The following is a 20561-nucleotide window of genomic DNA, read 5'->3' on the forward strand; positions in this document are numbered from 1 at the left end:
TACATGAAGGCCCCCTTCCTTGCGCCAGGCGCAAGGAAGGGGGCCTTCATGTACCTCCGTTGTCCCGCAGGCGGTGCCGTGCCAACCCCAGGCCCTCCGGAAACCAAAGCTTGCTCAGTCCTCCGGCACCATCTTCCAGCAGTCCCCAGGCGACTTGATCTCCTGGTCGGTGGCCTGGGCCACCTGCTCGAAGTTCCGCACGAAGCTCCGGTAGATCCCGTCGTTGTCCAGGATCCGGATGACGTTCTCGTCGTTCTCGTGCAGGGACGGGTTGTTGAAGTTCTGGCTGCCGGTGAAGACGACCTTGGTGCCCGGCTTCAGGTAGTCACCCTCGATCATCATGTTCTTCTCGTGGATGCCTGCCTCGTTCCCCTTCTTGAAACCACGCAGCCGCACACGGTCCGGCTGCCCCTTCATCAGCGCTTCGCAGGAGCCCTTGGCCATCCGCAAGGCCACGATGTCCACAGAGCAGCCACGGGAGGCCAGGATCCGCAGCCGTTCGATGATCTTCATCCGGGTGAGTGACCATACCCCGATGCGGATCTTGGACTTCTCCGTCGAACAGCCGACCTCCTTCAGGGTGTTCTCGACGGTGTCGTTCCCCGTGTCCTTGAGCCTCGGATAGAAGTAGCTCTTGGTGTTTCCGGTGATCACGGGCGGGTTGGCTTCGTAGTAGTCGGGGTTCGCCGTGCCCCCGTCCGCGACCCTGCGCAGGTCGGCGAAGTAGTCGTTGTACCGGGCGAACAGGCCGACATTCCCGACGTCGGTGTAGTAGCTGTTCCAGCCGCCCTTGCCGCCGGTCGTGTTCTCGCTGAGGTTCGCCGATCCGGTCGCGACCACCGACGGCGCGTCCAGCGTCCGGTCGAACAGGAAGAACTTGTTGTGCATGACGTTTCCGCCGTTGCACCCTCGGTCGGCCTTGCAGTTCTTCGCCCACGAGTTCTTGTCGCCGGTCTTCTCGAGCCGCTTCTTCAGGTCCTGGTAGTTCGGATGGTCCGTCGTCCCTCCGTCGACCAGGACCTGGACGTGCACCCCACGCTCCGCGGCGTCCGCGAGCGCCTCCGTGATCGGCTTGTCCCTCAAGAGGAACTGCGCGGTCTTGATGGTCGAGTTCTCGGGTGCGCCCCGGATCAGCTTTTCGAGGTATTCGACGATCTGGCCGCCGCCCGGTGTGTTGAAGTCCGCCCGCGTCGTCAGCCTCGACGGCGCGGCCGTGGCCGGGACGCCGGACGACGCGGCGACCAGTAGCGCGGCCGCCAGTGCGCCTAGAAGCGTGGTCCTCTTGTGCGGTTTCATGCCGGTTCCCTCCCCATGGCCGGATCTGCTGGCGGCTCCACGCTCCCCAGCGCTGGCCACTGGGGCAAGCGAAACCGCCCGGAATGGGACGCTGGGACGAAACCCCGCCGCTGACCTGCGGTGACGCCGGGATGAGAGACGTGATCTCGCGAATTCGCGCGGCGTGAGGCCCGCGATGGGACACTGTTATCCGTCCAGGACATGGCGCGGAGGGGGCGCAGCGGGATGGCGAGTGAGGCGGCTGCCAGGCTGGCGGCACTTCTCACCGAGTACAAAGAGCGGAGCGGGCTGAGCTACGAACAGCTCGGGCGCAAGGTGCATTCAAGCCGGTCGACCGTGCACCGCTACTGCACCGGAAGGAACGTTCCCGCGACGTTCGCGCCGATCGAGGCGATCGCGACGGTGTGCGGCGCGAGCCGCGAGGATCTCGCGAAGCTGTACCGGGTGTGGGAGCGCGCGGACCTGGGCGAAACCGCCGTTCCCGAGCCGCAGGTCCTTCGTGACGGCGACGCGGCGAAGCCCGCTCGCGGACGGCCGCTGACCCGGATCGCGCTCGTCGTGGTCCTCGGAGCCGTCCTGCTCGCCGGAGGTGCCGTGGCGTACCCGCCGGACCGGCAGGAGACGGTCACGGCACCCGCCGTCCAGGCGGCGATGTGGACGAGCGCGCCACGCACGCTCGATCCGGAGTTCGTCGGGGTCACGACGAACTCCAACACCGGGCTGATGCCGACGTTCCGCGTCGGGTCCGTCCGGTTGTGGAACACGCGCACGCGGTGGCAGAACCTGGAGCCCGCCCGTGGCGGCTACGACTGGAAGACGCTCGATCGGCTGGTGAACGGCGCCCATGGTGCCGGTTTCCCGGTGACCCTGACCTTCGGCGGCACCCCGTCCTGGGCCAGCCCGAACAGCCCGAAGTCCGTCTACACCGACGACTCCCGCACCGGCCCGCCCGACGACCTCGCCGACTGGGACCGGTTCGTGCGGGCCGTCGTCGAGCAGTATCGCGGCCGGATCGACGCCTACGAGCTGTGGGACATGGCCAACCATCAGGACTTCTTCTCCGGTTCGACGGCCGCACTGGTCGAAATGACGCGCCGGGCGAGTCAGGTGATCAAGGTCGCCGACCCCGCCGCCACCGTGGTCTGCCCGTCCATGGGCGAGCTCTGGGATCCCGCGGCGTTCGACGGGTTCCGGCGGTTCGCCAAGCTCGGCGGCTACGACCATTGCGACGCCGCCGCGATGAAACTGGCTCCCCGCAACGACTCCGACCCGCCGGAGACGATGCTGCCACTGGCACAGGAGATCGAGAAGGTCTTGCAGGAAGCCGGCGCGGGCATCAGGTTGTGGAGCACCGGCTCGGCCTACGACGTGAACAGGCAGCGGCCCGTCGACGCCGATCGGGGTGCCCAGCACGCAGTCCGGTTCTTCCTGTCCGGCCTCTACGCGCAATATCGCCGCATGTACTTCTACAACTGGGGCAGCGCCAAGGTTCCCATCGTGCTGCAACCCGCCGGCGGTCCGCACACGAAGGCGGCGCGCCACGTGGAACGCCTGCACACCTGGCTGTCGGGCAGCCGGATCCATTCCTGCGGGCAGGGTCGCGCGGCCGGATTGCCCGATCACCTGTGGCAGTGCCGGTTCGATCGGGGTGGCAAGGCCTTCCTGATCTGGTGGACCATCGACCGGTCCGAGCGGATCCCGGCGGCACAGGGCACCACGTCGGTCGAAGATCTCGACGGGGCCGTCACGCCGGCGGAACCCGCTGCCGAGGTCACCGTCACCGGCAGCCCGGTCCTGCTGAAACTGGGCTGAGGGGTCAGCCGCTGTTCAAGGTGGACACGACCGCCGCCACGGTCACCGTGTTGAACACGAAGGCGATGGCCGCGTGTGTGGTCACCGTCCTGCGCATCTCCCGTGAGACGACGTCCACATCGGTCGTCCCGAACGTCGTCATCACGGACACCGCGAAGTAGACGTAGTCCGACCACTCCGCGGGTCCGTCTCCGGGGAACCGCAGGGCGTCGCCCCGTTCGACCACGTCGTCCGCGTGGTAGGCGATCGCGAACGACACCAGGACACAGATCCACGCGACGACGACCAGCGCCACCGCGACTCCCACGCGCGCCCCCGCGGGCAGGCTCTCCCCGCCGAGTCCCGGCATCCACACCACCGCCACCGCCAGCGCGGCCGCCGCGATGGTGATCGACACCCCCGGGCCCGGCGCGGTCCCGAAGACATACCGCTGCGCGAATGTGCCGCGGCTCTCCCGGCTCGCCCAGTCCTGGATCTGCTCGGAGGTCGCCGTGCCGAACGCCGCCACCGTCACGACGAGGTAGCCGATGAGATACGCGAGAAGGACCAGAACACCCGCGTCGACCATCGCGATCGACAGCACGTCCTCGCGGAACAGGGCCGCCAACGCGGCGACGACCAGCGCGAACGCGAAGCTGAAGCCGCTCCTGCGGCGCTCGGACAGCCAGATCCGAGCCGTTGGGCGAGACAGCGCTGCCTCCTTTCGCCGTGACCGGACCAGTTTCGCACGCGGTACTCCGTTCCAGTGATGTGACATTTTGTGGCAACCTGTCAGACTTCGGGAGCGTCGAACGGACGCTTGCGGAGTACGAGGGGGACGGATGGGGCAGGGATTCTCGGTCGAACCGGCCGCGGTGCGCGCGCTGGGAGACCTGGTCCTGCGGGCGAGCGCGGGCGCGGACTCCTATCGGCTGTGGTTCGAACGGCTGGTCGGGGCCGGGTTCGACACCGAACGCGGCGAAGGTTTCCTGGCCGCCGCCTGGCCGAAACTGGACGAGTGGCAGCGCGCGGCGCTGACCCAGTCGGGGTTCGCGGCCAATCTCGCCGCGGGCGGCGGGCATGAGCTGCGGTGCGTCGCGCACTGGTACGGCGTGGTGGACGCGCACGCGGCCGAGTTGCTGGACCGGCTCAACCCGGAGCCGGACGCCGCGCGGATCCCGGCGGACGAGGTGCGCGACCCGGCGGGGGCCGCGGCGTTCCGCGACGCCGTCCTGGTCGGCTACGGCGGACCCGACCCGGCGGCCATCTCCGACCCGTCCTGGTGGCCGGTGAAGGCCGAGCAAGAGCGCGAGAAGCTTCTCGATCTAGGTGGGTCGCTGGGCGACGTCGCCGAGGTGATCAAGATGCTCACCGGGTCCGACAAGGACTTCATCACCATGCTCGCCGACCTGCTCGTCGGCGACTGGACCGTGCTGCAGGAGCAGGCGGTGCTCTACCACGACGCCGCGACCGGGTTGGAGAACATCGCGGCCAACATCAACCAGGGCCGGTTCGGGATCCAGGGGGTGTGGGCGGGCGAGGCCGCCGACCGGGCGAAGAACTGGCTGGCCGATTACCGCGCATGCGTGCTTCAGCTGGCTCAGTACTTCCATGGCGCGTGCCGGGCGATCCAGGCGCTGGCGAAGCTCGCGTACCACATGATGCAGGAGATCAGGCACGGCTACAGCTCGGCGATCGACATCGCGCTGCTGATCCTCACCAAGGGCAAGAAACTCGGGCTGCAACGCGGGGTCCGGGTGGCGGAGATCATCAGCGAAGCACTGTCCGAGCTGGGACGTCGCGGCAAGCTCGTCAACATTTTCCAGGATCCCGAGCTGCGCGACATCATCCACCTGGTGCTGTCGTTCAACGAGATCGTCGGGATCATCCAGACCTGGATCAGCGCCGCGCTCGGGCTGGCACACGCTTTCGCGGGGGAGAAGACGCTCGACGAACTGCTGGAAGCCACCATCGCGATGGGCGAACCGCCGCAGTGGCCGCAGGACTACGAACACCGGGACGCCGAGTGCCCGGCCAAGAGCAGGCGGGTGAAGCTGTGACGGGACACGAGCTCTTCGGCTCGGAGCAGGGCGAGCGCGCGCGGCAGACGGCCATGCGGCTGCTGGCGGCGACCGGCGGTGCCGCCGGGGACTTCGCGGGGGAGGTGCTCGCCGGACGGCGGCGGCCGCACGAACTACTGGCCCACGGCCCGGTACTGGACGAATTCGTCCAGGAGGCGCGCGGCTGGTGGCGGATCATCGACGCGTTGCCCGCGGAGGAACGTCAGCGGCTCGCCGGCGAAGCCTGGTCGTCCCTGGAACGGCAGGTCGGCGAACTGGCCACTTTGGACGTCGACGACGCCGTCGCGGAGCTGGAAAAGCTGTCCGCGCCTGCGCAGGATCCGCCCGCGCGTCATCGTCGTCCCCGGGACGACGAGGACGACGACTGGTCCGAGCGGTCCTATCTGGAGCCGCTCTGAGCCGGGGTTTCGTCAGCCATCGCGTTGGCCTCGTCGATCCGGGCCATATGCTCTTCGGCCCAGTCCCGGAGCGCCGCCAGCGGCACGTCGAGTGACCGGCCCAGGTCGGTCAGCCGGTAGTGCACGCGGGGCGGCACGGTGGGTTCCACCCGGCGGGCGACGAGGCCGTCCCGGACCAGGCTGTGCAGGGTCACCGACAGCATTTTCTGGGATACGCCGGGGATCCGGCGCCGTAACTCGGCGAAACGGACCTCGTGCGGAGCCGCCTCCGCGAGGACCTTGACCGCCATCGACGTCCATTTCGTGCCGATACGGTCCAGCAGACGGCGGGTCGGGCACTCGGGGTCGAACAGATCGCCGCGCCGTGTCCGTTCGGAGGTCACCTGGAGCTCACCACCTGTGGGGAAAGTGCCGTCTTGGCGGCACGCCGGAAGTTACCTACGGTTTTCTGGTAACCAATGGTAACCACTACGGAGGCGACGTGCCCCAGGTACGACGGATCGGTATCAACGGCATCGAGGTCGACGTGGCCATCGCGGGCAGTGGGCCCGCGGTCCTGCTGCTGCACGGCTTCCCGCACACCTGGCGGCTCTGGAGCGAGATCATCGGCCCGCTGGCCGAGCAGCACCGGGTCATCGCCCCGGATCTGCGCGGCCTCGGCGCCGGCACTCGCGCCACGGACGGCTATGACGCCGGCACGCTGGTCACCGACGCCGAAGGCATCCTCGACGCCCTCGGCGAAACCGAGGCGGACGTCGTCGCCATCGACGCCGGCACACCGGTCGCCTTCCTGCTCGCCCTGCGGCGGCCGGATCGGGTGCGGCGGCTCGTCGTGATGGAGTCGCTGGTGGGTTCGCTGCCCGGCGCCGAGGACTTCCTGGCGGGCGGCCCGCCGTGGTGGTTCGGTTTCCACGCCGTTCCCGGCCTCGCCGAAAAGGTCCTGATCGGGCACGAGGCGGAGTACATCGACTGGTTCCTCGCGGCGGGCACGCTCGGGCGCGGTGTGCCGCCGGAGATCCGCGACGCGTTCGTCGACGCCTACACCGGGCAGGACGCCCTGCGCTGCGCTTTCTCCTACTATCGCGCCCTGCCGGTCACCGCCCGCCAGATCGGTGAAGCGGTGGCGGGCAGCAGGCTCACGATCCCCACGATGGCGATCGGTGCGCACCCGGTCGGTCGTGCGCTGGAACGGCAACTGCGTCCCATCGCCGACGACCTCACCGCTCACCTCATCGAGGACTGCGGCCACATCATCCCGCTGGACCGGCCCGCGGAACTGCTTCGCCTGCTGACCCCGTTCCTCGCCGTTCCTTGAGTCCCAGGCACGATCGAGCGCATGACGCGTGAGACAGAGGACGGTTCGCTGTACGGCACGATCTTCCGGCGACGGGACACCAGGGGCGAGTTCACCGGCGAGCCGATTCCCGAAGAGGTGCTGCGCCGGGTGCTGAGCGCGGCGCACGCCGCGCCGAGCGTGGGCCTGTCGCAGCCTTGGGATTTCGTCGTCGTGTCCGATATGGACCTTCGAAAGCGGTTTCGCGAGCACGTGCTGGGCGAACGCGAGGTGTTCGAAGACCAGTTGGACGCCGAACGGGCCGGTGTCTTCGCGAACATCAAGATCGAGGGGATCGTCGAGTCCTCCGCCGGAATCGTGGTCGGCTACGACCCGGCACGCGGCGCGCCCGACGTGCTGGGGAGGCACGCGATCGCCGACGCCGGGCTGTACTCGGTGTGCCTGGCCATTCAGAACCTGTGGCTGGCGGCGACCGCCGAGGGGCTCGGCGTCGGATGGGTCAGCTTCTACCGCGAAGAGTTCCTGCGCGCTTTGGTGGGATTTCCCGAAAACGTCCGTCCGGTGGCGTGGTTGTGCGTCGGCCCGGTGCGGGACCTGCCTGCCGTTCCCGATCTGGAGCGGCACGGCTGGCGGGAACGTCTTCCGCTCGACGCCGTGCTGCACTTCGAGCGGTACGAGCCCCGCGAGTGAGCTTCGGGTCCGCCTTCCCTCACGCCGCCGGAATGCGTTGCGAAAGCCACTTTCGCAACCTTCACCGTTGCCAAAGTGGCTTTCGCGTCATGCCGGATGGGGCCCCGGTGGTCATCGGTCCCGGTCGGCGAGGGCGGACGCGATCAGCGCGACAGCCGGATCGGGATCCCCGGCGAGCCGCGCCAGCATGCCGCCCGCCTCGGCTCCCGGAATCTCCGCCAGGGCTTGGACCACGCGGATCCGGACCGCGGGATCCCCGGTGTGCGCCGCGAGCGCGTCGGCAAGGGCTGCCATGATCCGCTCCTCGGAGCGGGGGATCTCCACCAGTGCGCCGAGGACCTCCGCGGCTTCGACGTCGTTCGTGCCGTCGACCACCATGCCGACGAGGGCGGGGATGGCCGCGGTCGTGCCGCGCCCGCCAAGGGCGAGCGCGGCGGGCCCACGCACCCGGGCGTCGGAGTCCCCGAGCGCTTCCGTGAGCGCCTTGTCCGCTTCATCGCCGGGAATCTCCGCGAGCGCCAGCACCGCGCGCTGCCGGATGTCCGCGTCGTCCGCGCGCAGTCCCGCCGCCACCTCTGCCACGCCGTCACCGCCCGCCCGCGCGAGAGCCCAGCGCAGGGCTCCGGCGACGTTCGGGTCGGCCTCGGTCAGGATCGCGCCGGCGATCCGGTCGGTGGGAACCGGCAGGTCTTCGGCCGGGTTCAGGACGGCCTGCTGACGGCGCGCCGCGTGAGGCGAAGTGAGCCCTCGCAGGAGTTCCACGATGCGAAGGGCGTCCTGCCAGTCCGAAGGCGCGGACGCGTCGACCGTGCGCAGCCGCGCGAGCAGTTCCCGTTCCCGGTTCAATCGGTCTTCCGCCTGGCGGATGAGGTCGCCGACCAGCGTCGACGGCGTGAAGGTCGGGTCCTCCAGGGCGCGCGAGATCTGGCGCAGGGACAACCCGAGTGAGCGCAGGCTCTCCACATGGAAGATCCGGCGGATGTCCTCGTCCTGGTACTCCCGGTAGCCGCCGACGGTGCGTCCCGTGGGCCGCACCAGTCCGAGGGAGTCGTAGTGGCGCAGCATCCGGGAGCTCACTCCCGAACGCCGCGCCACCTCGCCGATCAGCACGCCGATCCTCCGGCCTGCGGGCCGAGTGCCACGATCCGTTTCGCCTCGTCCGCGGTCACGTCGAAACCCGCTTCGGGGTCGCGGAGGAGCCGCTCCGTGGCGAAGGCGTGCGCGCGCACCGCGTCGTCGCGGCTCTCCGAGGCCTTCCGCAGGGCGGGCTCGCAAGCATCCCCGAGCGCGACGAGCGCCCGGCTGAGGCTCAGCCGCCGGTTCCGGTCACCACGGCCGAACTCGGTGGCCAGTTCCGCGGCCAATTCGGCCCGCGACCCCTCCGGCACGAGGATGACGGCCGCGCGCCAGGCACTTCGCGCCACCTCGTCGTCGGCGTCGTGCAACAGGGATCCGGTGATCGCGGGCCAGGCGGCGCGGTCCCCGATCTTCGACAGGGTGTGCAACGCCTGACTCCGTGCCTGCGCCTGCTCGGACCGAAGCTCCACCAGCAGCCTCGGCACCGTGCTCGACGGCGGGAGCCGGGTCAGCGCCCAGGTGAGCATGTCGCGGACGAAGAAGTCGGGCTCGATCGCGCAACGTGCGACGAGGGCGTCGGTGAAGCGCGGGTCGGGCCGGGTGCCCGCGGCCATGGCGGCCTTGAGCCGCGTCGACGAGTCCTCGGCTCCGAGAGCGTCGAGCAGCGGTGTGTCCGTGGTCGGGTTCATGGGAACCACCTCCTGCGCTTCAGTGAAGACCTTGTCACGATGTCAAGGTCAACCCTCGAGCGCCGGAACCCGGCGTGTCGGCCTCAGCGCAGCTTGTCGACCTCGGCGATCCGCTCCCAGCGGGCGCCGAGCGCGTTGAGCAACGCCGCCATGTCGATGTCGTCATCGCCGTCGAGGAGCGCCTTGTCCAGACGGCGGGCGCGGCGGTTCACCTGGCTCAGGACCGACTTGCCCTCGTCGGTGAGCGAAAGCAGCTTGCGCCGCGCGTCGTGAGGGGACTCGACGCGCTGGATGAGGCCCCGCCGTTCGAGCCTGCGGCACAGATCGGCCATGGTCGAGGTGTCGAGCGCGACGGCCCCCGCGAGGGAACTCTGGTCGCTTCCGGGATAGGCGCGGACCGCCGACAGGACCGCGAACTGCGGACCGGTCAGCACCGGATCCACATGACGGTTCCACGCGGCGAGGTAGGCCTGGTACAGCCTGCGGGCGCCGTAGCCGGGAGCCGCCAGCAGATCGGAGGGTGGCGCGGGAGTGACGGCCGGCGTGTCGTCCCTGCGCCGGCCCGTGCGCGCCGATTCACCCATCGTTGCTCCTTGTCGGCTCCAACCCGCTGCCCGGGCCCCCGCGGTGATCCTACGTGTCCGGACGGTCGCTCACCGGCAAGCGGCCGAGATCTGTCCACGGTCACCTCTTGCGTATCCGGATGGTACGTGTTCGTATGAAGACCGGTCTTCCGTACCCGGATAGTACGTGCTCGGATCAATATGGAGGTGGTCGGCGATGGACCGGAACCTGTTCAACGACATCTGTTTGCGCCAGTTGACGTTCTCGGGGGTGCACGAGGGCGAGACCGTGGTGGTGCTGACCCGCGGCGGGGAACGGGCGGAGTACGCCGACGCCTTCCTGTGGGCCGCCCAGCAGCTGGGCGCGTCGGCCTACCACATGCGGCTGCCGTCGCCGGTCAGCGCAGCGGGCGCGTGGGCGGTCGGCGACTCGGGACTCGGGAACATCCCGCTGGCGGTCGAGGCGCTCAAGAGCGTGGACATGGTGGTCGACTGCACGTTCCTGTTGTTCAGCAAGGAACAGTTCGCCATCCAGGACGCGGGCACCCGGATCCTCACCGCCGTCGAACCGCCCGAGCTGCTGGCCAGGCTCATGCCGACGAAGGAACTGCGCGAGCGGGTGGAGATCGGCGCGGAACTCCTCGCCAAGGCGGGCACGATGCGGATCACCAGCCCGGCGGGCACCGACGTCACCTATCAGCTCGGCGTGTACCCGACGATGTCCGAATACGGCTACACCGACACCCCCGGCCGCTGGGACCACTGGCCGGCGGCGTTCGTGTTCACCGGCGGGGCCGACGACGGCGTCGACGGGAAGATCGTGCTTTCGCCGGGGGATGTGCTGCTGCCGTTCAACACCTACGTACAGACGCCGGTGGAGATCACCATCGAGCAGGGGTTCATCCGGGACATCCGCGGTGGCGCCGGATCGTCCGGACTGGACGCGGATCTGCTGCGCTCGTACATCGAGAGTTTCGACGATCCGCGCGGCTACGGGATGAGTCACGTGGGCTGGGGGCTCGACGAACGCGCCCACTGGCACGGCCTGACCCAGTTCCCCGGCGGGATGGGCATGGAACTGCGGAGTTTCTACGGCAACGTCATGTTCTCCATCGGCCCCAACAACGAGCTCGGCGGCCCGAACGACACGCCGTGCCACTTCGACATCCCGATGCGCGGCAATTCCCTTTACCTGGACGACGAACTGATCGTCGACAACGGTGAGCTGACCGTCGCCGAGATGCGTCCGGCGGCCCGCCGATGAGCGACCACCACATCGGGATGATCGTCCCCAGCTCGAACCTCACCATGGAGACCGAGCTGCCACGCATGCTGCGCGCCAGGGAGGAGGCCGAGCCGGGGGACCGGTTCGTCTTCCACTCCGCGCGGGCCAGGATGCGCCACGTCGAACCCGAACAACTGCGGGCGATGAACGCCCAGGCCGGGCGGGCGGCGGCCGAACTCGCGGACGCCAAGCCCGACGTGGTCGCCACCGCGTGCCTGGTGGCGATCATGGCGCAGGGGCCCGGCTACCACTGCACCGCAGAGGACGACATCACGCGCGTGCTGCGCGAAGAGGGTTGCGAGTCGCCGGTCGTCTCCAGTGCCGGAGCGCTGCTATCCGGGCTCAGCGCGCTCGGCGCCCGCAAGGTCGCGATCATCACGCCGTACATGAAACCGTTGACCAAGGCGGTCGCGGACTACATCGAGGACGCCGGATTCGAGGTCGCCGACGCGCTTTCCCTCGAAGTGCCGGACAACCTCGCCGTCGCGCGGCTGGACCCCGCGGACTTGCGTGAGCATCATCGCAAGCTGAATCTGTCCGATGTGGACGCACTCGTGCTCTCCGCCTGTGTCCAGATGCCTTCGCTGCCCGCGATCCAGCCGGTGGAGGACGAGATCGGGATCCCCGTCCTGTCCGCGGCGACGGCCACGACGTTCCGGATCCTGTCGGAACTCGGCGTGGAGCCGTGGGTGCCCGGCGCGGGGAGCTTGCTCAAGGGCACGAAAGCCATGACGAAGACGGGAGGCAGGCATGGCCGCGAGTCAGTCGTTTGAGGTCGTTGTCGTCGGTGGCGGGCTCGGTGGGCTCTGTGCCGCGTTGTCCCTGCGGCAACGGGGTCTGCGCGTCACCGTGGTCGAAGCCGCCCCCGAACTGGGCGAGATCGGCGCCGGGATCCAGACCGCGCCGAACGCCAGCCGGATCCTCATCGGACTGGGCCTGCGCGCCCGGCTCGAGCGCGTGCGGACCGAGCCGCAGGACCAAGTGCGCCGTCGCTGGGCCGACGGGAGCATCATCGCCCAGCTGGAGCTGGGCAGGCGCGTGACCGACCAGTACGGCGCGCCCTACTGGCACTACCATCGCGCCGACCTGCACGGAGTCCTGCTGGACGCCTGCCTCGATCCGGAGGTCCCCGGTCCGGTGGTGCGGGTGGCGACCGGCGCGCGGGTGGTCGACCTCGACCGGTCGGTGCCGGACCGGCCGACGGTGATCACCGCCGACGGACGCCGGTTCACCGGTGACATCGTGGTCGGAGCGGACGGCATCCGGTCTTCGGTGCGCGACCTCGCCGGGTTCGACGACACCCTCGCGTTCTCCGGCGAGATGGCCTACCGCGCCCTGATCTCCGGCGATCTCATCGCGCAGGACCCCGCCACCCGGTTCCTCGTCGACCGGTACCACTCCACGATCTGGTACGGCCCCAACAAACACCTGGTGCACTACATGATCCGCGGCGGGGAGTACCTCAACGTGGTCGCGATCGTGCCGTGCACCGAAGCGGTCGCCAAGGACTGGAGCGGCCCGGCCACCGCCGCCGAACTCGCCGCCGAGTACCACGACTGGGACGATCGGGTTCCGACGATGCTGGCGAAGGCTAAGGACGAGGACGTCTCGGTGTGGGCGATGTACCGCCGTCGCCGTGACCCGGTCTGGGTCGACGGCCGGGTCGCCCTGCTCGGCGACGCGTGCCACGCGATGCTGCCGTACCAGGCACAAGGCGCGTCCCAGGCGATGGAAGACGCCGCGGTGCTGGCCGAGGAGCTGGGGCGGGTCACCCGCGACGGGATCGACGGAGCCTTGGTCCGCTACGTGGACCGGCGTGCCAAGCACGCGGGCATGGTCCAGGACGCTTCGCTGCAGAACATGGACTTCTACCATCTGCCCGACGGTCCCGAACAGCGCGAACGGGACGAGAAGCTGCGGCGCTTCGACGGCGAATCCGACGTGTCCTACGACTGGCTGTGGAACGGCAGCCCGCTCACCGACCCCGACACCGAGTCCATCCACTACCAGTTCGCCCGCTGAGGCGCGCTGGACGGCAATCGCATCGGAGTGGTTCATGCGTACTGGTGATCAGATCGTCCAGGACCTGCCCTGGCGTTGGAGCGTGCAGGGAAAGATCTTCCTCATCGGCGGGCTGGGCTACATGTTCGATGCCTGGGACGTCGCGTTGAACGGATTCCTCACCCCGCTGGTCGGGGCGGAATTCGGGTTGTCCGCCGGCGCGAAGGGGCTGGTGGCGACCGCGAACCTGATCGGCATGGCCGTCGGCGCGGTCGCCTGGGGCACGATCGCCGACCGGATCGGCCGGAAGAAGGCGTTCAGCGTCACGCTGCTGCTGTTCGCGCTGTTCTCCGTGCTCGGGGCGTTCGCGCCGAACGTGGAGACGTTCCTGGCCCTGCGTTTCCTGGCGGGGATCGGCCTCGGCGGCTGTATCCCGGTCGATTACGCGATCGTCAGTGAGTTCTCCCCGCGCAAGCAACGCGGCCGGGTCCTGTCCGCGATGGACGGCTGGTGGCCGATCGGGACCACACTCGCCGCTGTGACGGCGACGCTGCTGCTCCCGGTCGAGGGGAACTGGCGCTGGATGCTGGTGCTGATGATCCTGCCGGCGCTGCTGCTGTTCTGGGTGCGGCGTGGGGTCCCGGAATCGCCGCTGTACCTGGTGCGCAAGGGCCGCGAGGCGGAGGCGCGAGCGGTGATCGACGACCTCGTGCGCCGCACGGGCGCGACACCGGAGCCGTACACGGTCCCGCCCGCGGTGGTCGAGGACACCCGCGGTGGCGCGGTCGCGGCCGCGTTCGACCAGCTGCGCCGGGTGTGGGCGTTCAACCCGCGGATCACGGCGGTCGCGTGGTCGCTGTTCATCAGCGTCATGCTGGTCTACTACGCCGCGCTCAGCTGGATGCCGTCCATCCTGCGGGCGCAGGGCTTCGGTGAGATCGCGGCCTTCGCCTCGACCGCGCTCATGAACGCGACCGGCATCGTCGGTGTCGCGGTGGCCGTGCTCCTGGTCGACAAGGTCGGCCGCAAGCGGATCATCATGGTCGCCGGTCCGCTCACCGCGCTGTCGCTGGTGGTGTTCTCCCTGCTGCTCGACACGCCTGCCGCGGCGGTCGTGGCGATCGGCGCGTTCGGCCTGTTCGCGCTGGTGGTCATCCCGGTGATGTACGCCTACGTGTCCGAGCTGTACCCGACGGAACTCCGGGCCTCGGGGTTCGGCTGGGCGTCGTCGTCGAGCCGGGCGATCACCGGTTTCGCGCCCCTGCTGTTCGGCAGCGTGCTGTGGCCGGTGCTCGGGTTGCCCCTCACCTTCGCCGTGCTGGGTGTGCTCGTGGTGGCCGCGGTCTTGTTCATGATGACGGGCGCGCCGGAGACCCGCGGCCGCGAACTCGACCGGATCGTCGACCCGGCCGGACCATCCGCCGAAACCAGGTCGGCTCTGTGAAGCCCGCCGCGTTCCGGTACCACCGGGCCCACGACGTCACCGACGCCGTCGGCCTGCTCGGCGAGCTCGCCGCGGCGGGCGAGGACCCGAAGCTCATCGCGGGCGGGCAGAGCCTGATGCCGATGATGAACTTCCGGCTCGCCCGCCCGACCGCGCTGGTGGATCTGGGCCCCCTGCGGCGGGAACCGGCGCTGAACTCGTTCCGGCGTAACGGTTCCAGCCTCACGATCGGCGCGCTGGTCACCCATCGGGCGGTCGAGGTCGCCGAGCTGGGACCGGATTTCGACGTGCTGTCCCGCGCGATGCGGTGGGTGGGGCATCTGCCGATCCGGTCCCGTGGAACGGTGGCGGGCAGTGTCGTCCACGGTGACGCGACCGCCGAATGGTGCCTGCTCGCCCTGTTGCTCGACGCGGTGATCGTCGCCGAAGGCCCGCGCGGGCCCAGGGAGATCCCGGCCGAGGAGATGTTCCACGGCTTCTACACCACGGCCGTCGAACCCGACGAGGTCGTGACCGCGGTCCGCTTCACGCGCCCGTCGCCCCGGGCCGCGTTGACCGAGTTCGCCCGCCGTCACGGCGATTTCGCGATCGTCGACGCCGCGGTGAGCATCGACGCGGAGCACGGGGGCCGGGTCGTGCTCGGCGGTGTGGCCCCGGCGCCCGTCCGGGTGCCCGAGGCCGAGGCGCTGCTCGACGGCGGCGTCCCGGGACCGGAGCTGTTCGCCGAGTGCGGGGAGGCCGCCGCGGCGGCCATCGATCCGCCCGACGACGCGGCGGGTAGCGCGGCCTACCGCCGCCGTCTGGCGCGCACCCTCGTCACCCGGGCGCTGCACGAGGCCTGGGAGAAAGGAGAAACGCGATGACCGCGCGGTTCGACGGGCGCAACGGCCGCTGGGTCGGCGCGTCCGTGCCCCGGCGCGAAGACCCCCGGTTCCTCACCGGCCGGGGCCGCTTCGTCGACGACATCCAACTGCCAGGAATGCTGCACGCGGCCTTCGTCCGTTCGACGGTCGCGCACGGCACCATCACCGGGATCGATCTGTCGGCCACCCTGGCGATCGAAGGAGTCGTCGCCGCGTACACGGCGGCCGACCTCGATCTCGGGGACATCGTCGCCCTCCTCGACCGTCCGCCCGAGGAGTTCTCGCCGACCGCGATGCCGATCCTCGCCAGGGAGAAGGTGCGGTTCACCGGCGAACCGGTGGCGCTGGTCATCGCGCGAGATCCGTACAGCGCCGAGGACGGCGTCGAAGCCGCGGTGGTGGACTACGAACCGCTCGGCGCGATCGTGTCGGAGGAATCGGCGTTCGCCGCGGACGCGCCGCTCGTCCACGACGAGGCGCCGGGCAACGTGCTGGTCGACGTGTCGATGTTCGACACACCCGGTGTCGACGCGGCGTTCGAGGCCGCCCGCGCGGGCGGCGGCCGCGTCGTCGAGGTCGTCACGAAGAGCGGACGGCAGAACGCGCTCCCACTCGAAACGCGGGGAGTGGTCGCCTCCTGGGACGACCATGACGACCAGTTGCTCGTCCAGATGTGCACGCAGGTGCCGCATCAGGTACGCACGGCGATGGCCCGTTCGCTGCGGGTCCCCGAACGCACCGTTCGCGTCACCGTCCCGGACATGGGCGGGGGTTTCGGGCAGAAATGCGTCGTCGGCCGCGAAGAGATCGCGGTCGCGGCGGCGGCCCGGCGGCTGAACCGGCCGGTGAAATGGATCGAAGACCGGCGCGAGGCGCTCACGGCCGGATTCCTTGCCAGGGAACAGCGTTACCGCACGCTGGCGGCATTCGACGAGGACGGGCGGATCACCGCACTGGACGTCGACGTCGTCTGCGACATGGGCGCGTACTCCTGTTACCCGTTCACGGCGGGGATCGAGCCGCTGATGGCGTCGGCCGAGATGCCGAGCGTGTACCAGGTGCCCGAGTACCGCGTCCGTGCCCGCGCCATCGCGAGCAACAAGGCACCGACGGCGCCCTACCGCGGGGTCAGCCGTCCGCAGTACGTGATGGCGATCGAACGGGTGATGGAACGCGCCGCCACGGAACTCGGCCTCGATCCGGTCGAGATCCGGCGGCGCAACGTGATCACGCAGTTCCCGTACACCGGCGTCAACGCCATCACCTACGACCCGGGCACCTACCGCGAATCGCTCGAACTCGCCGAAGCGGCGATCCGGGACGAGGGCTGGTACGAGTTCCGGGACCGTGCCGCCGCCGAGGGCAGGCATATCGGCATCGGCTACTGCTGCTTCTCCGAGCGGACCGGATACGGCTCGGGCGCCTTCGCCAAGCGGAAGATGGCGGTGGTCCCCGGTTTCGACATCTCCGAGATCCGGATGGACACCTCCGGCTCCGTCGTGGTCACCAGCGGCACCATGAACCACGGCCAGTCCCACGAGACGACGCTGGCGCAGATCGTGGCCGACCGGCTGGGGCTGCACCTCGACCAGGTCAAGCTCCGCCAGGGCGACACCGAGCGTATCGCCTACGGGTGGGGGACTTTCGCGTCCCGCTCGGTGACGATCGGCGGCTCGGCGGTGTCACTCGCGGCCGACAAGCTCGGCGAACTGTTGTGCAGGATCGCCGCGCACCTGCTGGAAACGAGTCCCGACAACGTCCGCCTTGACGGCGACGGAGGTGTCGTCCAGATCGACGATCCGGAGCGGCGCGCGTCGTTCGAGGAGATCGCCGACGTGGCCTACCTGCGCAGTCACCTGCTGCCCAAGGACGTCGAACCGACGTTGACGGCCACGGCGAGTTTCGACGTGCCCGGCGACGGCACCTTCTCCAACGCCACGCACGCCGTGGTCGTCGAGGCCGATCCGGGCACCGGCCAGATCAAGATCCTGCGCTATGCGTGCGTGGAGGACTGCGGCGTGGTGATCCATCCGCAGGTCGTCGACGGCCAGTGCCGTGGCGGGATCGCGCAGGGCATCGCCGGCGCGCTGTTCGAGGAGGTCACCTACGCGGGCAACGGGGAACCGTCGGCCGCGAGCTTCATCGACTACCTCGTCCCGACCGCGACGGAGATCCCCGACATCACCGTCACCCACCTCGAAACCCCTTGCGCCTTCACGGAAAACGGTGCGAAGGGCGCGGGGGAGGGCGGCACCATCGGCGCGCCGGCCGCGGTGCTGAACGCGATCAACGACGCGCTGCGCTGCACCGGGGTCGAACTCGACACGACCCCGGTCCATCCGCAGACCGTGCTCGCCGCGCTCGACGCGGAGATCCACCAGGAAGTGAGCGTCCCATCATGAGCGACCGGCACCTGATCGTCCTGAACGTCAACGGCGAGGCGCACGAGGCCCTCGTCGAACCGCGCAAGACCCTGCTCGACGTCCTGCGCCACGACCTCGGGCTCACCGGCACCCACGTCGGCTGCGAGCACGGCGTGTGCGGCGCGTGCACCGTTCTCGTCGACGAGGAACCGGTGCGGGCGTGCCTGATGTTCGCCGTCCAGGCGGAGTCGGCCGAGATCCGCACGGTCGAATCGCTGGGACGCGACGGGGAACTTTCCGATCTGCAGCGGTCTTTCAGCGAGCACCACGGCCTGCAGTGCGGGTTCTGCACGCCCGGGTTCCTCATGCTGGCCGAAGGATTCCTCGCCCAGCGGCCGGACGCGGGGCGCGAGGAGATCCGGGAGGCCGTCTCGGCGAACCTGTGCCGCTGCACCGGTTACCAGACCATCGTGGACGCGATCGAGGCGACCGCGACCCGCCGATGCCACGCCAAGGAGAAGGAGGCGACAGCGTGATCCTGGAAAACCAGCTGTCCGTACCGGCCGGACCCGACGAGGTCTTCGCGTTGATCAACGACGTCGAGCGGGTGGCCGGTTGCCTGCCGGGCGCGACCCTCGACGGGCGGCAGGACGACGCCTATCTCGGCCGCGTCAAGGTCAAGGTCGGCCCGATCACCGCCGCCTATTCGGGCACCGTGCGGTTCACCGACGTCACCGCCGCCGACCGCAGCCTGCGGCTGGTGGCCAGGGGAGCGGACGCCCATGGAAACGGCGACGCCGAGGCCGACGTGACGTTGACCGTGCGCGAGGCACCCGGCGGCGCCACCATCGAGTTGCGCACCGATCTCTCGATCCGCGGCAAGCTCGCCCAGTTCGGCAAGGGCGCGATCGGCGCCGTCTCCACCCGGCTGCTCGACCAGTTCGCCCGCAATCTCGCGGACCAGCTGGAAGGACGTCCCGCGCCGGTGGCGAAACCCGCTCCGGCCGACGGCGGCGAGGCTCTCGACGGTCTGGCGATGCTGGTGCCTGACAACGTCAAACGCTATGGCGTGATCGCGGCCGCCGCGGCCCTCGGGTTGTTCCAGGGTTGGTTGCTGGGCCGGATCCGTACTCAGGACAAACTGATCAAGGAGTTGCAGCGTGCCCGTCGATGAAGGCCTCGACAGCGTGTACGACCGAGCCGGTTTCGGCGCGAGCGTGCCGCGCGGATCGCGCCCGGCCCTGGTCGTGGTCGACCTGACCTGCGGGTTCACCGAGCCCGGTTTCCCGTCTGGGGCAGACCTCACCGCCGAAGTGACCGCGACCGCCGCTCTCGTCGCCGAGGCGCGTCGGCAGGACATCCCGGTGATCTACACCGCGATCAGCTACACACCCGCCGAAGCCGACGGTGACGGCGTCGCGTGGCTTCGGAAAGCGCCAGGGATGCGGGCGCTGCGGGAAGGAAGCGAGGCGATCGCCCTCGACCCACGGCTCGAACGGCGTGAGGGCGACCATTTGATCCTGAAGAAGGGCGCGTCGGCGTTCCACGGGACCTCGCTGGCCGCGCTCCTGACGAGCCTGGGCACGGACACCGTCGTCGTCTGTGGCGCTACGACTTCGGGATGCGTCCGCGCGACCGCCGTCGATGCCGTCCAGTCCGGCTTCAACACCCTGGTCGTCCGGGAAGCCTGCGGTGACCGCGCGCGGGGGCCGCACGACGCCGCATTGTTCGACTTGCAGGCGAAATACGCGGACGTCGTCGACCTTGACGATGCGTTGGCGTACCTCGCGGAACAGGATCACCGCACGCTCGGCCAACCCGCGTTGGCCGATCTCGGCGACGTTCCGGCGACCAGCCGGTGGGTGCGGTCGGGATCGGTCCGGCTGCACGTACTCGACTACGGGCCGTCCGACGGGGTTCCGGTGATCGTGCTGCCGGGGATCACGAGCCCGGCGGTCACGATGGACTTCGTGGCGCGGGAGCTCACCGACCTCGTGCGGCCGCTCGTGCTCGACGTCCGCGGGCGCGGCCTGTCCGATGACGCGCCGGATTACGACCTGGGAAGCTACGCCGCGGACGTCGAGGCGGTCGTGGACGGGCTCGGGCTGCGCGATCCCATCCTTTTCGGACACTCCATGGGCGCGCGGATCGCCGCACGGGTCGCTGCCACTCGGCCGTTGCGAGGCGCGGTGCTGGCCGATCCTCCGCTGAGCGGTCCCGGACGGGCGCCGTACCCCACCACCCTCGACGCCTTCCTCGGGCAGCTCGCGCAGGCCCGCCGGGGCACCGACGCCGACGAGGTCGCCCGGTCCTGGCCGCGATGGCCGCGCCGGGAACAGGAATCGCGCGCCCGCTGGCTTTCTTCGTGCTCCCGCTCCGCGATCGCCGCCACGCACGCCGGTTTCGAATCGGAGGACTTCTTCGAGGACTGGCCGAAGGTGCCCGCTCCGGCCTACTTCCTGTACGGCGGTGCGAGTCCGGTCGTCACCGCCGACGGGGCGGCCGAAGCGGCCGAACGCAATCCGTCGGCGGAACTCGTCGAGATCCCGGGGGCCGGGCACATGATCTTCTGGGACGAGCCCGAAGCGGCTCTCGGTGCTTTGCGGGAGGCGTTGCGAAAGCTGTTGTGAGCGGGTTGCGAACGTGGCTTTCGCAGCGGGTGGGTGCGCGGTCCCGCGCTTGGTAAGGCTGAAGGCTCCCTTCACCGCGTCAGACGCGGTGAAGGG

20 protein-coding genes are annotated in these 20561 nt (G+C 69.6%); 14 read left to right on the plus strand and 6 right to left on the minus strand.

Going from position 1 to position 20561, the window contains the following annotated elements; translation table 11 throughout:
- Positions 1-114 precede the first annotated feature (114 nt).
- Positions 115-1296 (minus strand): phosphatidylserine/phosphatidylglycerophosphate/cardiolipin synthase family protein, encoded by a 1182-nt coding sequence (locus ACFVM3_RS38350; RefSeq protein WP_378444734.1) that lies wholly within the window; start codon positions 1294-1296, stop codon positions 115-117.
- A 201-nt stretch (positions 1297-1497) separates the two neighbouring features.
- Between ACFVM3_RS38350 and ACFVM3_RS38355 the strand changes: the two genes are divergently transcribed.
- Positions 1498-3108 carry a helix-turn-helix domain-containing protein gene (locus ACFVM3_RS38355; RefSeq protein ID WP_378444735.1) on the plus strand — a complete coding sequence of 537 codons (1611 nt, stop codon included), beginning with the start codon at positions 1498-1500 and terminating at the stop codon, positions 3106-3108.
- Positions 3109-3112: 4 nt separating this feature from the next.
- Here ACFVM3_RS38355 and ACFVM3_RS38360 read toward each other — a convergent pair whose 3' ends face one another.
- Positions 3113-3865 carry a DUF1345 domain-containing protein gene (locus ACFVM3_RS38360; protein ID WP_378444736.1) on the minus strand — a complete coding sequence of 251 codons (753 nt, stop codon included), beginning with the start codon at positions 3863-3865 and terminating at the stop codon, positions 3113-3115.
- 64 nt (positions 3866-3929) lie between these two features.
- Between ACFVM3_RS38360 and ACFVM3_RS38365 the strand changes: the two genes are divergently transcribed.
- Both ACFVM3_RS38365 and ACFVM3_RS38370 read left to right on the plus strand, forming a co-directional pair.
- A complete protein-coding gene (locus tag ACFVM3_RS38365; protein WP_378444737.1) occupies positions 3930-5147 on the plus strand; it encodes a hypothetical protein in 1218 nt (405 codons plus the stop codon).
- The gene (locus tag ACFVM3_RS38370) at positions 5144-5566 is read left to right on the plus strand and encodes a hypothetical protein (protein ID WP_378444738.1); all 423 of its coding nucleotides are present in this window, start codon (positions 5144-5146) and stop codon (positions 5564-5566) included. The genes ACFVM3_RS38365 and ACFVM3_RS38370 overlap by 4 nt, the downstream gene beginning before the upstream one ends.
- On the opposite strand, the gene ACFVM3_RS38375 is transcribed toward ACFVM3_RS38370, so the two are convergent.
- Positions 5548-5949, minus strand: a complete 402-nt coding sequence (locus tag ACFVM3_RS38375) for a winged helix-turn-helix transcriptional regulator (protein WP_378444739.1) — start codon at positions 5947-5949, stop codon at positions 5548-5550. The two genes, ACFVM3_RS38370 and ACFVM3_RS38375, sit on opposite strands and share 19 nt — an antisense overlap.
- Positions 5950-6047: 98 nt before the next feature.
- On the opposite strand from ACFVM3_RS38375, the gene ACFVM3_RS38380 reads away from it, so the two are divergent.
- Both ACFVM3_RS38380 and bluB read left to right on the plus strand, forming a co-directional pair.
- Positions 6048-6881, plus strand: a complete 834-nt coding sequence (locus ACFVM3_RS38380; RefSeq protein WP_378444740.1) for an alpha/beta fold hydrolase — start codon at positions 6048-6050, stop codon at positions 6879-6881.
- Between the two features lie 21 nt (positions 6882-6902).
- Positions 6903-7550, plus strand: coding sequence for a 5,6-dimethylbenzimidazole synthase (gene bluB / locus ACFVM3_RS38385; protein WP_378444741.1), 648 nt, complete (start codon positions 6903-6905; stop codon positions 7548-7550).
- A 111-nt stretch (positions 7551-7661) separates the two neighbouring features.
- On the opposite strand, the gene ACFVM3_RS38390 is transcribed toward bluB, so the two are convergent.
- The 3 genes from ACFVM3_RS38390 to ACFVM3_RS38400 all read right to left on the minus strand — a co-directional run bounded on the left by ACFVM3_RS38390 (position 7662) and on the right by ACFVM3_RS38400 (position 9900).
- A complete protein-coding gene (locus ACFVM3_RS38390) occupies positions 7662-8660 on the minus strand; it encodes a HEAT repeat domain-containing protein (protein WP_378444742.1) in 999 nt (332 codons plus the stop codon).
- Positions 8654-9316, minus strand: coding sequence for a HEAT repeat domain-containing protein (locus tag ACFVM3_RS38395; RefSeq protein WP_378444743.1), 663 nt, complete (start codon positions 9314-9316; stop codon positions 8654-8656). Before ACFVM3_RS38395 ends, ACFVM3_RS38390 begins: the two co-directional genes overlap by 7 nt.
- An 83-nt stretch (positions 9317-9399) precedes the next feature.
- Positions 9400-9900, minus strand: a complete 501-nt coding sequence (locus tag ACFVM3_RS38400; RefSeq protein ID WP_378444744.1) for a MarR family winged helix-turn-helix transcriptional regulator — start codon at positions 9898-9900, stop codon at positions 9400-9402.
- 196 nt (positions 9901-10096) lie between these two features.
- Between ACFVM3_RS38400 and ACFVM3_RS38405 the strand changes: the two genes are divergently transcribed.
- The 9 genes from ACFVM3_RS38405 to ACFVM3_RS38445 are packed head-to-tail and all read left to right on the plus strand — an operon-like array spanning position 10097 to position 20465.
- Complete coding sequence (locus tag ACFVM3_RS38405) at positions 10097-11143, plus strand: leucyl aminopeptidase (protein WP_257486088.1); 1047 nt, start codon at positions 10097-10099, stop codon at positions 11141-11143.
- Positions 11140-11937, plus strand: coding sequence for an aspartate/glutamate racemase family protein (locus ACFVM3_RS38410; protein WP_378444745.1), 798 nt, complete (start codon positions 11140-11142; stop codon positions 11935-11937). Before ACFVM3_RS38405 ends, ACFVM3_RS38410 begins: the two co-directional genes overlap by 4 nt.
- Entirely contained in the window at positions 11915-13186 is a 1272-nt protein-coding gene (locus ACFVM3_RS38415) for an FAD-dependent oxidoreductase (protein WP_378444746.1), read from the plus strand. Before ACFVM3_RS38410 ends, ACFVM3_RS38415 begins: the two co-directional genes overlap by 23 nt.
- Before the next feature lie 34 nt (positions 13187-13220).
- Positions 13221-14609 carry an MFS transporter gene (locus ACFVM3_RS38420; RefSeq protein WP_378444747.1) on the plus strand — a complete coding sequence of 463 codons (1389 nt, stop codon included), beginning with the start codon at positions 13221-13223 and terminating at the stop codon, positions 14607-14609.
- Positions 14606-15472 (plus strand): FAD binding domain-containing protein, encoded by an 867-nt coding sequence (locus tag ACFVM3_RS38425; protein WP_378444748.1) that lies wholly within the window; start codon positions 14606-14608, stop codon positions 15470-15472. The genes ACFVM3_RS38420 and ACFVM3_RS38425 overlap by 4 nt, the downstream gene beginning before the upstream one ends.
- On the plus strand, positions 15469-17874 hold the full coding sequence (locus tag ACFVM3_RS38430) for a xanthine dehydrogenase family protein molybdopterin-binding subunit (RefSeq protein WP_378444749.1): 2406 nt from the start codon (positions 15469-15471) through the stop codon (positions 17872-17874). Before ACFVM3_RS38425 ends, ACFVM3_RS38430 begins: the two co-directional genes overlap by 4 nt.
- Entirely contained in the window at positions 17871-18371 is a 501-nt protein-coding gene (locus ACFVM3_RS38435) for a (2Fe-2S)-binding protein (RefSeq protein ID WP_378444750.1), read from the plus strand. Before ACFVM3_RS38430 ends, ACFVM3_RS38435 begins: the two co-directional genes overlap by 4 nt.
- A complete protein-coding gene (locus ACFVM3_RS38440) occupies positions 18368-19009 on the plus strand; it encodes an SRPBCC family protein (protein ID WP_378444751.1) in 642 nt (213 codons plus the stop codon). Before ACFVM3_RS38435 ends, ACFVM3_RS38440 begins: the two co-directional genes overlap by 4 nt.
- On the plus strand, positions 18996-20465 hold the full coding sequence (locus ACFVM3_RS38445) for an isochorismatase family protein (protein ID WP_378444752.1): 1470 nt from the start codon (positions 18996-18998) through the stop codon (positions 20463-20465). The genes ACFVM3_RS38440 and ACFVM3_RS38445 overlap by 14 nt, the downstream gene beginning before the upstream one ends.
- Positions 20466-20561 lie beyond the last annotated feature (96 nt).

The sequence above is a fragment of the Amycolatopsis sp. NPDC057786 genome, assembly GCF_042797905.1.
Lineage (GTDB): Bacteria > Actinomycetota > Actinomycetes > Mycobacteriales > Pseudonocardiaceae > Amycolatopsis.

Bases quoted from the DNA above. Each gene is read 5' to 3' on its own strand.
- ACFVM3_RS38350 (WP_378444734.1), bottom strand. From the start codon at position 1,296: ATGAAACCGCACAAGAGGACCACGCTTCTAGGCGCACTGGCGGCCGCG.
- ACFVM3_RS38355 (WP_378444735.1), top strand. From the start codon at position 1,498: ATGGCGCGGAGGGGGCGCAGCGGGATGGCGAGTGAGGCGGCTGCCAGG.
- ACFVM3_RS38360 (WP_378444736.1), bottom strand. From the start codon at position 3,865: ATGTCACATCACTGGAACGGAGTACCGCGTGCGAAACTGGTCCGGTCA.
- ACFVM3_RS38365 (WP_378444737.1), top strand. From the start codon at position 3,930: ATGGGGCAGGGATTCTCGGTCGAACCGGCCGCGGTGCGCGCGCTGGGA.
- bluB (WP_378444741.1), top strand. From the start codon at position 6,903: ATGACGCGTGAGACAGAGGACGGTTCGCTGTACGGCACGATCTTCCGG.
- ACFVM3_RS38395 (WP_378444743.1), bottom strand. From the start codon at position 9,316: ATGAACCCGACCACGGACACACCGCTGCTCGACGCTCTCGGAGCCGAG.
- ACFVM3_RS38400 (WP_378444744.1), bottom strand. From the start codon at position 9,900: ATGGGTGAATCGGCGCGCACGGGCCGGCGCAGGGACGACACGCCGGCC.
- ACFVM3_RS38405 (WP_257486088.1), top strand. From the start codon at position 10,097: ATGGACCGGAACCTGTTCAACGACATCTGTTTGCGCCAGTTGACGTTC.
- ACFVM3_RS38410 (WP_378444745.1), top strand. From the start codon at position 11,140: ATGAGCGACCACCACATCGGGATGATCGTCCCCAGCTCGAACCTCACC.
- ACFVM3_RS38415 (WP_378444746.1), top strand. From the start codon at position 11,915: ATGGCCGCGAGTCAGTCGTTTGAGGTCGTTGTCGTCGGTGGCGGGCTC.
- ACFVM3_RS38420 (WP_378444747.1), top strand. From the start codon at position 13,221: ATGCGTACTGGTGATCAGATCGTCCAGGACCTGCCCTGGCGTTGGAGC.
- ACFVM3_RS38430 (WP_378444749.1), top strand. From the start codon at position 15,469: ATGACCGCGCGGTTCGACGGGCGCAACGGCCGCTGGGTCGGCGCGTCC.
- ACFVM3_RS38435 (WP_378444750.1), top strand. From the start codon at position 17,871: ATGAGCGACCGGCACCTGATCGTCCTGAACGTCAACGGCGAGGCGCAC.